Annotated in this window: 13 protein-coding genes and 3 pseudogenes; 9 read left to right on the top strand and 7 right to left on the bottom strand. The window is 35.8% G+C overall.

The genetic code is table 11. From position 1 onward, the window contains the following. Positions 1-33: 33 nt before the first annotated feature. The 3 genes and pseudogenes from BAOM_RS11825 to BAOM_RS11810 all read left to right on the top strand — a co-directional run. Positions 34-236: pseudogene (locus tag BAOM_RS11825) on the top strand (DDE-type integrase/transposase/recombinase); the annotation flags it as partial. A gap of 1,113 nt (positions 237-1,349) precedes the next feature. Continuing rightward, positions 1,350-1,580, top strand: a complete 231-nt coding sequence (locus BAOM_RS11815) for a hypothetical protein (RefSeq protein ID WP_127760444.1) — start codon at positions 1,350-1,352, stop codon at positions 1,578-1,580. A gap of 67 nt (positions 1,581-1,647) precedes the next feature. Further along, entirely contained in the window at positions 1,648-2,367 is a 720-nt protein-coding gene (locus BAOM_RS11810) for a TerC family protein (RefSeq protein ID WP_127760443.1), read from the top strand. A 107-nt stretch (positions 2,368-2,474) separates the two neighbouring features. On the opposite strand, the pseudogene BAOM_RS11805 reads toward BAOM_RS11810, so the two are convergent. The 5 genes and pseudogenes from BAOM_RS11805 to ahlS form a co-directional block, all read right to left on the bottom strand. Further along, a pseudogene (locus tag BAOM_RS11805) lies at positions 2,475-2,606 on the bottom strand (IS6 family transposase); the annotation flags it as partial. A gap of 183 nt (positions 2,607-2,789) precedes the next feature. Then, entirely contained in the window at positions 2,790-3,914 is a 1,125-nt protein-coding gene (locus BAOM_RS11800) for a zinc-dependent alcohol dehydrogenase family protein (protein ID WP_127760442.1), read from the bottom strand. A gap of 55 nt (positions 3,915-3,969) precedes the next feature. Continuing rightward, positions 3,970-4,584, bottom strand: coding sequence for an aldehyde dehydrogenase family protein (locus BAOM_RS25370; protein WP_306821250.1), 615 nt, complete (start codon positions 4,582-4,584; stop codon positions 3,970-3,972). Beyond that, positions 4,508-4,960: an aldehyde dehydrogenase family protein gene (locus tag BAOM_RS25365; RefSeq protein ID WP_306821249.1), complete on the bottom strand. Its 453-nt coding sequence runs from the start codon at positions 4,958-4,960 to the stop codon at positions 4,508-4,510. Before BAOM_RS25365 ends, BAOM_RS25370 begins: the two co-directional genes overlap by 77 nt. Before the next feature lie 107 nt (positions 4,961-5,067). Next, positions 5,068-5,916: an AhlS family quorum-quenching N-acyl homoserine lactonase gene (gene ahlS, locus BAOM_RS11790; protein ID WP_127760441.1), complete on the bottom strand. Its 849-nt coding sequence runs from the start codon at positions 5,914-5,916 to the stop codon at positions 5,068-5,070. Between the two features lie 277 nt (positions 5,917-6,193). On the opposite strand from ahlS, the gene BAOM_RS11785 reads away from it, so the two are divergent. Next, complete coding sequence (locus tag BAOM_RS11785; protein ID WP_127760440.1) at positions 6,194-7,573, top strand: sigma-54 interaction domain-containing protein; 1,380 nt, start codon at positions 6,194-6,196, stop codon at positions 7,571-7,573. 279 nt (positions 7,574-7,852) lie between these two features. Continuing rightward, positions 7,853-7,998: pseudogene (locus tag BAOM_RS25510) on the top strand (IS110 family transposase); the annotation flags it as partial. A gap of 100 nt (positions 7,999-8,098) precedes the next feature. On the opposite strand, the gene BAOM_RS11780 reads toward BAOM_RS25510, so the two are convergent. Together BAOM_RS11780 and BAOM_RS11775 are read right to left on the bottom strand one after the other, a co-directional pair. Beyond that, positions 8,099-10,486, bottom strand: a complete 2,388-nt coding sequence (locus tag BAOM_RS11780; RefSeq protein ID WP_127760439.1) for a transglycosylase domain-containing protein — start codon at positions 10,484-10,486, stop codon at positions 8,099-8,101. Positions 10,487-10,920: 434 nt separating this feature from the next. Beyond that, positions 10,921-11,598, bottom strand: coding sequence for a cell wall hydrolase (locus tag BAOM_RS11775; protein WP_127760438.1), 678 nt, complete (start codon positions 11,596-11,598; stop codon positions 10,921-10,923). Positions 11,599-12,081: 483 nt separating this feature from the next. On the opposite strand from BAOM_RS11775, the gene BAOM_RS11770 reads away from it, so the two are divergent. From BAOM_RS11770 to BAOM_RS11760, 4 genes are all read left to right on the top strand, one after another. Next, a complete protein-coding gene (locus BAOM_RS11770) occupies positions 12,082-12,606 on the top strand; it encodes a tubby C-terminal domain-like protein (protein WP_127760437.1) in 525 nt (174 codons plus the stop codon). 40 nt (positions 12,607-12,646) lie between these two features. Then, positions 12,647-12,775, top strand: coding sequence for a hypothetical protein (locus BAOM_RS25035; protein WP_257467723.1), 129 nt, complete (start codon positions 12,647-12,649; stop codon positions 12,773-12,775). 321 nt (positions 12,776-13,096) lie between these two features. Beyond that, positions 13,097-13,600: a hypothetical protein gene (locus BAOM_RS11765; RefSeq protein WP_127760436.1), complete on the top strand. Its 504-nt coding sequence runs from the start codon at positions 13,097-13,099 to the stop codon at positions 13,598-13,600. Between the two features lie 222 nt (positions 13,601-13,822). Continuing rightward, positions 13,823-14,020 carry a DUF4368 domain-containing protein gene (locus BAOM_RS11760; RefSeq protein ID WP_127760435.1) on the top strand — a complete coding sequence of 66 codons (198 nt, stop codon included), beginning with the start codon at positions 13,823-13,825 and terminating at the stop codon, positions 14,018-14,020. Positions 14,021-14,212 lie beyond the last annotated feature (192 nt).

Below are 14,212 nucleotides of genomic sequence, written 5' to 3'. Positions count from 1 at the left end.
AAAATTGGTTCTCGTGCAAAAACTTCAAGACAATATCGTACAGTGGATTCCAAAGGAAACACAATTGATTTCTATCTCAGTAAAACAAGGGACAAAAGGGCTGCAAAGTGCTTCTTCAAGAAAGCTTTGCGGTCTTTTCGTGTCTCTAAGCTTCGAGTTATTACAGTCTATAAGAATCGGGCTTATCCTATAGCCCTTGAAGAGTTAAAAAAAGAGAAAAGCAACCTGATGGTATGTAACTTACACAACAGAAGTACTTGAATAATATAGAGGATGCATGTACATGCCCGAATCTCACCTTTAACAATAAAACCCTCGATGTAGAAAATGTCTATTACGCATTTATGGCAGCACTTGGAAGCTTATGTGCAACGATTGAGACAACCGATGCTTTTCTTAGTAACCAATTAAACACCATTTTTATTTATACCAAGAGTCATACTTATCATGTTTTGGTTATACATACTTTTTTCCTTGAGCAAGCAAGAATAGGAGTGCTCTTTTTGTATACCTTTAAGGTTCGTTTTAAATTCCCATTTGAAAATTTCGTTTCCTCAACTGATCTCTATCCCTTTTAGTTTTCACAATTTTAGGAAATAAAGAGGATAGAAGGCAGGAAAAACAAAGGTTCTTTTAACACGAAGCTATATGTAGGTTTATGGTCATTAGTATATTTATTTTATTTAGTGTGGTTTTACATCAATTTCAATAATAATTAATAGAATTGGTCTATTATCAACAAAATGATTCTATGAAGTAAGCGGAATAAGTACGGTGAGTGTAGCCTTGCTAAAAGTATCGTTAGGACGTACCTAAAATACATTTTATACCGAATGTACTTAGACTAACGGGTAGCGTTAGTGAAAGAAGAATTAATTGATTTTAAGAATTAGTTGCACTTTACTATTGAATAAAATCGATATCATGAAGTACAATTAGTTCAATTCTTTTGATTAGGCTAAGTCAGAATGCTATATAGAAATTTCCTATCAAATGAAAAAGGTAGGTGAGTGAATAACTTTAACCCCTCCCCCGCCTTCGTCAATTAATCTTTCAAAGATTGAGTTAAAGAAGTCTGGTGATAAAATCAATTTAAATAAAACAAGCCAACCTTTAGGTGAGATACTTTCTAAACTAGAATCAAAAAGCGAGTCAGTCAAATGAAGGAGGCTTTTTGATTCTGTATTCGTCTCTAAAAATTTGGTGTATTATGATTTAGGGTGTTTATTTGAATTAGAAAATTGCTAGAAGGGAATTGTTTAGACGTTAGGTAATTCTTTTGGGGATTTACAGCAAGAGCCTTACATTCACTTAGACTTTGATGATCGTACTAGTTGGTACATCCGTAAGTGAAAAGAATCTTCGTATCAATGATGACGTTAGACCAACAAAATGGACCAGATATTGTGGTACAACTAGACGCACACCAAAATGGAAGAGGGATGTGTACCATTGCCCTTTTGAAAAGTGCAAACGGTCAGACAATGAGTGTTAAAAAAGTTGTGGAATACTTCAATGGACATACAGAGATGGATAGAGCTTTTAACTGGGGGGTGAGATGGACTACCGGTTCAAAATAAACTTTAAATATCATTATATGGTTTACAGGTATAATACCTGCTTAATAAAAAGGAGAAATGAACAAACATGGAAAACTTATTTCTAACACTTGCTGTTGCTGTTTCATCGGGAGCGCTAATCGCATTACTTAAAATTATACTAATTGATATCATCCTTTCAGGGGATAATGCAGTAGTAATTGCGATGGCAACAAGAAATCTGCCCAAAGAATTACAAAATAAAGCCATTTTCTGGGGAACAGCAGGAGCTGTTATTTTGCGAATTGGATTCGCAGCAATTATTGTATACCTACTGCAAATCCCATACGTAAATCTTATCGGTGGTGCCCTTCTTCTCTGGATTGCGTACAAGGTATTGGTTGAAGGTGAAGAGGATACAGATATTAAGTCACATAATAGTCTATCCAAAGCCATTCAAACAATTATTATTGCAGATGCTGTTATGAGCTTGGATAACGTAGTCGCTGTAGCAGGGGCTGCTCATGGTCATATCGGGATGATCGCTCTTGGTGTAATTATTAGTATTCCTATCATGATTTTTGGCTCAAAATTTATTGTTAAAGCTATGGAAAAATACTCCTGGATTGCATATGCGGGTGCCGGGATTCTTTCTTGGACAGCAGGAGAGATGATTTTAAAAGATAAAAGTTTAAATAGTCTGGTTGATATTCCACATGGGGTTATGTCGTATGCAATTCTAGCTATCGTAACAGTCATGATACTTGCAGCAGGTTATTTTAAAAATCAAAGCAATGCTAAAGAAAGTGAAACAAAACAAACAGCATAATTGTTGAGGGAAAGAGTGAAATTTTACTCTTTCCCTTTCTTATTACTCCATTTTGTTCTGGTGCAAAGACTGCATTTATTTGAAAGATATATAGATTCCTAATGGGGTGTATGAGCAATAGATAGTCCGCGTTCTTCCATCATTTCGACTAAATCACGAAAACTGAGGTTGTACCGCAGGTACCATCTCACGGTTAATAAAATATAATGTTTCCACTTGAATAGATTTTGCTTTTCCATACTGACCACATCCTTTTTTAGAGTACTAGTATCAGTATGTCCAAGTTTGGGAGATTACCTGCAGATATTTTGAAATTTTTGCACCAGAACCGATTGAACCACATAGTCCAGTTTAATATTGATAAGGAGGTGGACTCATTAATAGGAACACCTCCGAAAATTTATCATTAATAATATTACAACCTAAAACCTAATAATAATCCTTGAGGAATCACCCTTTGCTAACTTATCAAATCCTTCATTAATTTCATCCAACGAAATAAAATCTGTCACTAATTTATCAACTGGCAAACGATTTTGTTTAAATAGATTGATAAAGTTAGGGATATCTCTATCTGGAACACAACTACCAACGTAGGAACCTTTTAAAGTTCTTTCTTCCGCTGTTAAGCTGACATAAGGGAATGAAAAATGATGTTCTGGATGTGGAAGTCCTGTTGTAACAGTAGTTCCACCTCGTTTTGTTATTCGGTAGGCAACTTCCATTGCAGGGACAACACCAGCAGTTTCAAATACATAATCAAGTCCTCCGCCGGTTGCTTCTCGAATAAGCTTTACTATGTCAGGATCTTTTGAGTTGAATGTATCTGTTGCTCCTAACTCTCTTGCTTGCTTTAATTTAGTTTCATTAATGTCTACTGCAATAACTCTGCTGGCACCTGCAGCTGCTGCGCCAAGAAGGGCACTTAATCCAATGCCTCCAAGCCCGACAATTGCGACTGTACTTCCCAATTTGATATTAGCTGTATTAACAACTGCACCGACTCCAGTAATAACTGCACAGCCGAAAAGGGCAAGCTTTTCAAAAGGGATATCTTTTTCTACTTTTATTAACGAATTCCTTGATACAACTGAATATTCTGAAAAGGCGGATACACCGACATGATGATTGACATCTTCTGCATCTGTATGCAATCGTATTCCTCCGCTAATTAATGTTCCTTCGGTATTCGATGCTGCACCAGGTTCACATAGCGCAGGACGTCCTTCTTTACATGGGATACAGTGCCCGCAGCTAGGAACAAATACACAAACAACATGATCACCTGACTCTAAATCTGTGACACCATCTCCGACTTCTACTACAATACCTGAAGCTTCATGTCCTAATGCCATAGGCAGCGGTCTAGGTCTGCTTCCATTTATGACAGATAAATCGGAGTGACAGAGACTAGCTGCCTTAATCTGAACTAAAACCTCTTCATGCTTTGGGGAATCTAGCTCTAGCGTTTCAATCTTAATGGGACGGCTCTTTGCATAAGGTGTGGCCACTCCTAATTCACGTAATACAGCAGAGCGTACTTTCATATCATCAACCCCTCAAATAGAATTCATTAAAGTTAATCAGTCAGAATATGAGTACTTACAATAGTTTAATCCCTAAAAACTTTGTATCTGTCATATCCTCAATCGCATATTTAACGCCTTCTTTACCAATGCCGCTATTTTTCACACCGCCATAAGGAATATGGTCATAGCGGCGAACTGAAACTTCGTTGACCCAAACACCGCCTGTTTCAATTGCATCTGCTACCCGTAGTGCTCTGTTTATATCCGAAGTAAAGACACCTGCATGTAATCCTAAATCAGTATCATTTGCATGTTCAATGACTTCTTCTTCTTTCGAAAATCGCATTACAGTCACGATGGGTGCAAAGACTTCTAAACAAACAACTTTCATTTCGTGTGTCACATCAACTATGACGGTTGGCTCAAGCATAGCTCTATGACGATTGCCGCCGGTTAATACTGTAGCGCCTTGTGCAGCAGCTTCTTTAATCCATAATTCAGCTCGTTTGGCTGCTTCTTCTGTAATCATGGGTCCCATATCTGTCGATTCATCCAGTGGATTTCCTGTTTTTAGTGCTTTTACTTTTGCAACGAGTTTATCTATAAACTGTTCATATACATTTTCTTGCACGTAGATTCGTTGTGCCGAAACACATGCCTGCCCAGCATATAGGAATCTGTTCTCCATAAATAGACTTGGCTCCTTCAGATGCAAAGCGCAAAACTTGGACGGCCCGTGCTACTTCGCCTCTGCTTTCACGAATTGGTTTACCAGCTTCTAAGGAAAGTAATTCGGCAAATGCTTCAGCTTTACTTTCTAATAGATCCGCCGTTTTTCGTAAAATTTCAGAGCGTTCATATGCGGGCATTTTTTTCATCGTATCCTGAAAAACACGATGTGCGGTATCGACAGCATCTTTTACATCATCCGCTGTTGCGCATGATATTCTTCCAATGACTTCATTGTTATAGGGGTTACATACCGTTAAATCCTTTCTGCCATCTTTCTTTCTCTCATGACCATTAATAAATGAACCAAAATATAATGTATCTACATTAATCAAGTCGATAGTACCTCCATTTCCTTACGCCAAAAATGAAATCTAGAAAAGTAGTCTCATGAAACATAGTCGATAGCATGACATGAGACTAGTTGAATCTTTACTTCGTATTATTCATAAAACCCGTCCGTTGATTTAATAAACTTCCTAAACTGCTCAGAATCATGACCAAACCAGACTTGGGACTTTGTTCGTTCTGCATATTTTCTAATTTTTTCTACTGCGTTTAAATATCCAAGAGAATCATAGATAATTCCTGGCATTTTAACTGGTGGACCGTAGCTTTCAGATGTGTATACCGCATCGGAGGCTAAAATAATTCCGCCTGCACCAGGTAATTGAACATGTAATCCAAGTAGTCCCCAGGCATGTCCAGGTCCGAAGTTTAATATTTTTACACCTTTTGCAAGCTCTAATTCATCTTCATGCGGCATAACTGTCTTCCACTTTAGCCCATTATTTATCCAGGCATTCACATCCGCCCATATATAGGCACCCATGTCTTTTGTCATCGCATACTGCTTCATTGTATTAGAGAGCTCCGTATCATGAACGATAATGGTAGCGTTTGTAAATAATTCTGAGCAACCAGCATGATCAAGATGAAGGTGGGAAGCAACCACATATTTAATATCTTCAGGACGCGTATTTAATTGCTCTAAACGATTAATCAGATAGCATGACTCATCTTGAAAGGAAGGGAAGAGCTTTTGAACTCCTTCAGGCCATCGTCCATTTTTTTCCATACCTTCTGGGTTACAGCCAGTGTCAAATAGAATTTTCCCTTCTGGATGATCAATTAATACTGCATAAACTGGAAATTCTACAAACTCAGCAGGTGGATTTGGAGTATCAATACTTGCTGGATTGTGCATGGCTATCATATAATTTTTGTTCATTTTCATTGTTCCTGTATCCAATACATAAAGTTTTGGAGTTGGTTGAATAATATTTGCCATTGAGATTCCCCCTATAGATTAAAATGAATAACATTTAGCATTTAAAATTCATTGACCATGAATAAAAAGTCTTTTGTTAGGCCTCCTCTTTTCCTTACATGTAATAATGCAAAAACTATGCCAAGTCTACTTAAAGCCTTGTCCCATTCCGATAGTTCGAAATTGGTGAAAATTTTCATACTAATATGTTAAATTATGTATATGGAGATGTGGAAAGTGGTTACAATTTTCTTTGCTAGATAGAAAAAATTCACCACAAAAGGGAGAGGTGAGGAAAATGAACCTTTTAATTCAATATCCATCCTCCGTCGTTATACAAAGATTATTAACCGTTCTTGAATTTGTTCCTGATGGAATTTATATTGTGAATCCAGAAGGAATCACGCTCTATGTTAATGCTGCTTATGAAAAATTATCTGGCTTTAAGCGAAAGGATCTTGTAGGCAGGTACATGGGGGATTTAATAAACGAAGGGTATATTGATCAGTCTGCATCATTAATGGTTTTAGAACAGAAAAAAACTCTTTCAATAATGCAAAAATTAGGTAGAAAAAAGGATGTCATTGTGACAGGGAGACCTGTCTTTAATCAGGATGGAAACATTGAAATGGTTGTTTCCAGCGTTCGTGATATAACTTATTTAAACCAATTAAAAAATGATTTAGAACGTGTTGAAACGATTTCTAAACTTAACAACCATCGTTTTACATTCGATTTTGTAGGAGAACAGAAGTCTCAATTTCTGTTTAATAGTCCACAGATGAAGGAAATTGTTCAAAAAGTGGAACAAGTAGCTCCTTTTCCAACAAGTATTCTTATTACGGGACCTTCTGGAGCGGGTAAGGAGGAGATTGTTAATCTGATTCATCATATGAGTGACCGTCACAAAAAGCCGCTAATAAAAGTCAATTGTGCGGCCATCCCTGAAGCCCTTTTGGAATCTGAGCTTTTTGGATATGAAGGGGGAGCATTTACTGGTTCAAAGAAAGAAGGGAAAATGGGCTTGTTGGAGTTAGCAGATGGTGGAACATTCTTGTTGGATGAGATTGGTGAAATGCCATTACCGCTTCAGGCTAAGCTTTTACGAGTGATACAAGATAAAAAGGTACAGAGAATAGGGAGCAATAAATCAAAGAAAATTGATATACGTATTATTTCGGCTACCAATCGAGATTTAGAGAAAAAAATGCATGCTGGAGAATTTCGAGAGGATTTATTTTATAGAATAGCTGTCGTTCAAATTGAAGTTCCCCCACTAAGGGAAAGACTAGGAGACATCGATGTATTAATTGATCACTTCTTCTATAATTTTAAAGAGCAATACCGAATTGAAAAGGAACTTCTACCGAAGACGAAACAAGTTTTGCAAGATTACCATTGGCCAGGGAATATCCGTGAATTAAAGAACATCATGGAAAGCTTAATTGTCTCGATTCCAGAGGTGATCATCAAACCCGAGCACTTGCCTCGACATATTTTTCATTCTGCATACAAACTTTTTCCTAAAAACTTGAAAAACCAAATTGAAAACTATGAAAAAATGATTGTAGAAGAAGCCATCAATAGAAATAACTCTATTAGAAAAGCAGCAAAAGAACTAGGTGTTCATCATACTACACTATTGAAGAAATTGCAGAGGTGGGGTGAAGGGGGATGAACATTTCGTTTATTCTTATTAACTAGTCACTTTATAATTACAGGAACGATATTCGAGAAAGTAACCATTTGGCTTCACGTACGTAGTACAGTCAAATAACCAAAAAGAAACCAAAGTTTTAATCATACTTCATACAAAGATCCCGTTATGCATGTTTTGATGCAAGTGGTTTTGCACAATCAGCGAGTTATTCCCGTTTACGAATACATCGTTTCCGCCGTTTTCCTCCAAATGGTTAGGGGTTACTGGTAGGTAATTTGAGAGAGGAAGAGATAAATAATGAATCCAGTAGTTGATCTGGATGTTTCCAGAGGGGAAAGTCAAGTTCAAGTATTTTTAGATAAGGGGAAGCCTTACAGAAAAAGTTTAAAGTATCGCATACCAATGAGGCATTAGATTCCTTACTTCATTTTTTGAAAGAGGTATATAGATTCCTATTGGAATGTCAGACTGTAAGCAAACTCGATTTTCATTGAGTTTGTCTACAGTCTGACAGCAGACGTATGATCTGCTATTTTTATCTAGTTACTCTGTTTTAATGTTTTGAACGAAACGTTCGAAAAAGGAAGCGATAGAAGATTTCATTTCAGATAATTTCTTTTTTGAATCTTGTATAAGGCTTGTATTTTCCGCTTCTTTTGCTGTTCTTTCTTCTATTTCTTTCACGCTTTGTGGTTTTTGAAAAGCAACCGAAGCCGTATTTTTACGTGATTCTTTCATAATACGAGCAAATAAGGTAGCTGGATTATCGCCACCTGAAGTCGTTAGATAGAGGGTCTTACCTGGTTGATCAAACCCTAAATGGACGGACATCGTCACATTTGGTGTATACCCAACAAACCAAGCATCTCGAATTCCTCCATTTGTTCCTTCTTCTTCCGTTGTACCTGTTTTTCCTGCAACAGGAACACCAATTTTAGCGTTCTTTCCTGTTCCATTTGGCTCGGTTATGACTTTTTGCAACATTTCAGTCATATGATAAGCGGTTTCTGATGTAAAAACATCGATACCTTTTATTTCGGCTTGTTCCTTCTTTTGAACGAACTCTCCGTTTTTATTTTTGATCAACTTAATGGCTTTCGCTGGTTTAAAGTATCCGTAGTTAGGAAAGACAGCATACGATTGTGCCATTTGAATAGGGGTAACCCCTTTTTCCATTCCGCCTAATGCCAAGTGTAACTGTTTGTCTTTTCCTTGTATCTCGATGTTCATTTTTTCTAATACTTTTACACCAGTTTTTATGCCGATGTCTTGAAATACTGCAACAGCAGGGATGTTGGCTGAACGAATTATGGCTTGTTCTAGTGTGATTTTGCCTCCATATTTTTCTCCTGCATTTTTAGGAGAATAGCCGTTAAAATTTGTTTTTTCATCAACGACGGCGGATTGTGCATTCCATTTTCCTGTTTCCAAAGCAGGTGCATACACAACAAGTGGTTTAATAATAGAACCTGGTTGATAATACTGATACGAACGATTTAAATATCCTCTGACAAAATCCCGTCCTCCATATAAAGCAATGATGTTTCCATTGTCGTTATCGACAGCAGCTATCCCTACTTGCACTTTTTTGTCTTTGGATTCTCGATCGTCTTTGTAAGAAAAAGATTGAGCCGTTTGGTACATATGCTGTTGAAATTCAGTATCTAAATACGTATAAATATGATACCCGTTACTTTGTAAATCTTTATCACTCAGTTCATAATCTTCTTTTGCTTCTTTTAATACATAATCAACATATGAATCTAAAGCAGAAGTCTGTTTGGTCTTGGCTTGTTTCAATACAACGGTTTGTTGTACCGCTTTTTGATATTGGTTTTCTGTGATGGTTTCATTCTCTTTCATTGCTTGCAAGACAATATTTTTACGTTGATTTCCTGCTTTTAAGTCTTCTGTATATGTAGAAGGTGCTTTTGGTAAACCAGCTAAATACGCACTTTCAACTAAGGTTAAATCATAAACGTTTTTATTAAAATATTGTCTCGCAGCTGTACCTACCCCATATACGCCTTCTCCTAAATAAATCCGATTTAAATACATTTCGAGAATTTCTTCTTTGCTATATTTGCTCTCGATAATGATGGATAAAAGGGCTTCTTGAAATTTGTGTAAGACATTTCTATTGTATATGTCCCCGTTCACATTTTTAATCAATTGTTGTGTAATGGTACTTCCTCCGTGCATTTTTTGTGATGGACGAATCATTTCATAAAAAAAGGCACGAATGTATCCTTCAATGGATACACCGATGTGTTGATAGAATTGTTTGTCTTCAACATCCACAAACGCACGTTGTAGTTGAGTAGGCATTTCATCTAACGTCACAACATCTCTGTTGGTACTATTATGAACGACTTTATATACTGGATTTCCTTTTTGATCGTAGATAAAAATATTCGTTAATTCATATTGCAGTGCTTGAGCATCAAAAGTGTAATCCTTTAGTTTGGAATCGGAACTTGCGATATAAATGGTAATTCCAATCCGACTTATAAAAAATAAGAGAAGGACAATTTGTAACCCTACTAAAGAATAAAAAGAAACGCTATACAATATGCGTTTATATTTGTTTATAATGGTTTCTTCTTTATGTGAAAATAGGGCAACCAATCCCAAAATTAAAAGTCCGATAACCAAGATACTTATCCCAATAAAGCCCATAAAAAATAAAAGAAAGCCAATTTGTAATCCTACTAAAGAATAAAAAGAAACGTTATATATGATTCGTTTATATTTGTTTGTAATAGCTTCTTCCTTATGTGAAAATAGGGCAATTAATCCCCATATCAAAAGTCCGATAGCCACAATACTCATCAATAAACTTAAGACTTCCCATATCCAATGTTGTTGAATTTTAAATACTTGAGCAAATAGAGATAATATGTTAGTAAAGATAGAACGAAAGATGCCCATTACGGTGATAACAACTCCTTTATGGCATAGTAATAGCGTAGGCCCTTTTCCTTTCTATTCAGGAATAATATCAGCCAAAGGATGATGTAGGTAGATGAAAATAATAAAACTATCATATTTATCATTTAGGAATTATTGGTGATAATTATAGATTAGCATATAAAATAATGATATAGATACCATGAATGAAAAATGAAGAATTTAAAATCCTAATGAATAAGATTGAATCAGAGTATGAATTTTCAAAACACGCTCTTTCCTCTTGTTCATTTATTGAAGTTATTAGTATCCATTTGATTAAACTTTATTCTAAAACAGCCATAACAAAAAGGCAGGAACATATTGTACATATCAAATATGTTCCTGCCTATGATTTTATTGACTTTATCATGTATTACCTAAATATAACGGTGGACGGCTCTTTATTCATTATTTTATTTTGCAAATACATGATTACCAATTGTCTTCACGACGTTACGAGTACGAATCCAATCATCGGTTGCAATATCTGGGTTATAAAAATACATTGAATTATTTAAACGATCTTTCCTCATTAATGCTTCATCCACTGCTCGTTTCGACTCATCTGATGCGGGTTTACTAATTTCACCATTTTGAACAGGTGAAAAAGCATAGCTATTGCCTACTACTTGATTAATAACATCTGTAATATTATTTGGAAATTCAGGAGAATCCACTCGATTTAATACAACAGTCGCAACTGCTACTTTTCCTTTATATGATTCACCTTTTGCTTCAGCTTCTACCAATCGGGCAAATAAGTCTTTCTCTTTATTTGAAATTGAAATGGCCGGTTTCTCTGGTTCTTTTTTTGGCCTTTCTATTTCAGGTTTTGATGATTGTATGGATACTACTTTTAATTTATTCGGAATTTGCAACATTTCTTTTGTATAAATCCAATCGTCATGACGATTATGGTCTTGTTTTCTATCATCAATGGTTATACCATATTGTTGTCCAAGTTTCCAATGGCTATCTCCTTTTACAACTTGATATTTGGTAATAGCCTCGACCGTACTATTTTGTAGCCCTATAAATGTAAATGTAGCTACACAAGTTAAAACTAATGTTTTCATGTAAGTGTTTTTCATGGGTGCTACCTCCTGTGGCCTCGTTGGTATTACACTAACATGAGCTGATACTCGTTTTACAGAACGATTCCGTTACATTTCTTTTTAGTTTGATAAATATCATTACAAATAAGGTGGAATTATGACATTATCCCTATATTAATGTCATATTCAACCCAATATTTATAAAATAGAGAGATATATTACCTTAACGTTCAATCTTTTAAGACACCTCTGATTTTTTCACATAAAAAGAAACTTCAATTTTTGCTATTTTAAATAGTGCGGCTTAAAACATCATCAGTTTGATTGTTTATAAAAAAATCCCGGTTTAGGTGCAAAAACTTCGACGCAATGGCAATTAATTTGTAAATACAAGTCACGTTTGCACCAGAACCTTAAATGGATGTAGAAATGGTAGCTTTATTCATTCTTTAATTGCACCTATACTAATATAGTGCTAGTGAATAAGCTGTAATGGATTTACTATTAAAAGGAGAATTTATGAGAATTTATCAATATACTCATCCGCAACAAATTGAATCAACCGATCAACATGCTGTAATCGATGAATCAGGTGAAGTAGTTTGTTACGTACAACGTCAGTATAGTAACGGCCTAAAAAAGTTTGTCGATCGTGTTTTTGAATATCGCTATTTTGTACAATACGATGTAAAAAACAACGATGGCAGTAAAATATTCAGCTGTAAAAAGATTGTGCAAAAAGGTAGAATGTGGTTTGAAGGAACGAATTTAATTACAAATAAGAAAGTGATTATTACATATGAAAATTGGCGTCTTAGCATTCCAACCCTGACAATACTCGAGGGTAACCATAAAATTAGAATCGATAAAGAAATGGAAGAATGGTCACAGTTCGTCTATGAAGAACGAGTAATTGCAAAATGGAAGGCTGATTTTATAGATGAACAATTCCAGATGACATTACAAATAGAAGAAGAGAGTCCAATTCAAAATGTTGCATTTTTCATCGCAATTTCTCAAGCGGCGTTATTTGTCGGAGCATAAGTAATACTTTTTTCTTTTTCGAGTAAGGAACAACATGCATATGCTGAAAAAAGGACAACTTCAACAAGGGGTGAAGTCTGTCCAAAGCGAGATTGAATTCATACGTAAATTATTTGGAGCAGCATTATCATTCACAGATGAAAAGGATATCGAGATTCTATGTGTCTAACAAGTCATATTTGCACTAGAACCAATAAGACAAAGGGGAATAAAACTCTGCAGAGGGTCGAAAACGAAAATTATTTGCTTGAGTTAGGAGAAACAAGAAGTTGTTTAAACACCTGAAAAATACCTTCTATTTCTATAATTTAAATTATAGAAATAGAAGGTTATTGTTATATAATCCGAATGAATTTAGTTTTCTGAATATTCTTTCATTAGATGAATAAACTTATAAGGAAATTTTCTCCGGGGGTGAAACAGCATGTTGATATCTAATGTAATTCGTTGGCTGGGGTTGTGTGCTGTATTGGGTGGGGTATGTAGGGCGTTGATGACCCCAATAGAGTTAGCGTGGGGAGTGGATAATATAGTTGCTCTTCTCATTGGCGGAGTAACAGGATCCATTTTTATAATCCTCGGTACAGTCGGAATTTACCTTTATCAAGCGGAGAAAACCGGTATACTAGGCTTTATCGGATTTATTATCACTTCTTTAGGGAATATAATTGTCTGCAGTATGGTGTTAATTTCCCTTTTTGTTAACACTGCCTTGATGCAACCACAAATATTAGAGCAAGACTTACCAGGCCCTATTATGCCTATCCGACTAGTTATGCTGATTGGTATAAGCTTGGGTTATATTATATTAGGTTTTGTTACACTACGAGCTAAGATGTTGCCAAGTTGGGCTGGGGTTTTGATGATTCTTTTTGTCATCCTGTCTTTTATACCGTTCACAGGGGATTATATTGCAGTCGTCTGGGGTCTTTTCTACATTGGACTTGGGTGGGCGGTTTGGTCAAAATCTGATGTAAGTAAAAATAAGATTTAATAAAATCATTGATCCATTTATCATTCGCCCCCATTGAGTGTTTTTTCAGTGGAATTCGAGAGTTAAAGAGCAATACAAATGGCTGCGATACATTTTCATTGCTGAGATAGCAGAGGCTCTAGTGCAAAAAGCATTTAATAGAGACATAGAACACCTATACGGGCTATTCAATGACACGTTATGACGCAATTCCAAACAACTTATTATGTAGGGATATTAAGTTTGAAAAACGACTGTAATGAAGAAACGGTGGATAGTAAACAATTGCAGAAGCTATTTAGTGTTGTTAAGAGCATTCTGACATTTGAGGATTTGAATGAAGAGTTATTACATCGTTTAGTCGAGGTAATTGAAGTGAAAGACAATAGTGAGGTAACAATTCATTACCAATTTATGAATCCGTTATCTGTAGTAGTTTAATTATAGTGACCAACACTCGACACACATTGAGTGTATCTCGCAACTCATTTTAAAAGAAGGCAACTAACCTTTGTGGGGTGTTGCCTTTTAACGTTTCCTGCAACGTAGAACACTTCTATTTGACTGAACTCAGTAAACTGAAGCGTTACAACTCAGGGGCTAAGGTACCATTTTTTCGTTATTGATAAAGTA

It is taken from the genome of Peribacillus asahii (assembly GCF_004006295.1).
GTDB classification, from domain to species: domain Bacteria; phylum Bacillota; class Bacilli; order Bacillales; family DSM-1321; genus Peribacillus; species Peribacillus asahii_A.
Note: the sequence above shows the minus strand (reverse complement) of the source record. Positions and strands in the feature narration are given on the sequence as shown.

Bases quoted from the DNA above. Each gene is read 5' to 3' on its own strand.
- BAOM_RS11770 (WP_127760437.1), top strand. From the start codon at position 12,082: ATGAGAATTTATCAATATACTCATCCGCAACAAATTGAATCAACCGAT.
- BAOM_RS11780 (WP_127760439.1), bottom strand. From the start codon at position 10,486: ATGGGCATCTTTCGTTCTATCTTTACTAACATATTATCTCTATTTGCT.
- BAOM_RS11800 (WP_127760442.1), bottom strand. From the start codon at position 3,914: ATGAAAGTACGCTCTGCTGTATTACGTGAATTAGGAGTGGCCACACCT.
- BAOM_RS25370 (WP_306821250.1), bottom strand. From the start codon at position 4,584: ATGGAGAACAGATTCCTATATGCTGGGCAGGCATGTGTTTCGGCACAA.
- ahlS (WP_127760441.1), bottom strand. From the start codon at position 5,916: ATGGCAAATATTATTCAACCAACTCCAAAACTTTATGTATTGGATACA.
- BAOM_RS11775 (WP_127760438.1), bottom strand. From the start codon at position 11,598: ATGAAAAACACTTACATGAAAACATTAGTTTTAACTTGTGTAGCTACA.
- BAOM_RS11785 (WP_127760440.1), top strand. From the start codon at position 6,194: ATGAACCTTTTAATTCAATATCCATCCTCCGTCGTTATACAAAGATTA.
- BAOM_RS25035 (WP_257467723.1), top strand. From the start codon at position 12,647: ATGCTGAAAAAAGGACAACTTCAACAAGGGGTGAAGTCTGTCCAAAGC.
- BAOM_RS11810 (WP_127760443.1), top strand. From the start codon at position 1,648: ATGGAAAACTTATTTCTAACACTTGCTGTTGCTGTTTCATCGGGAGCG.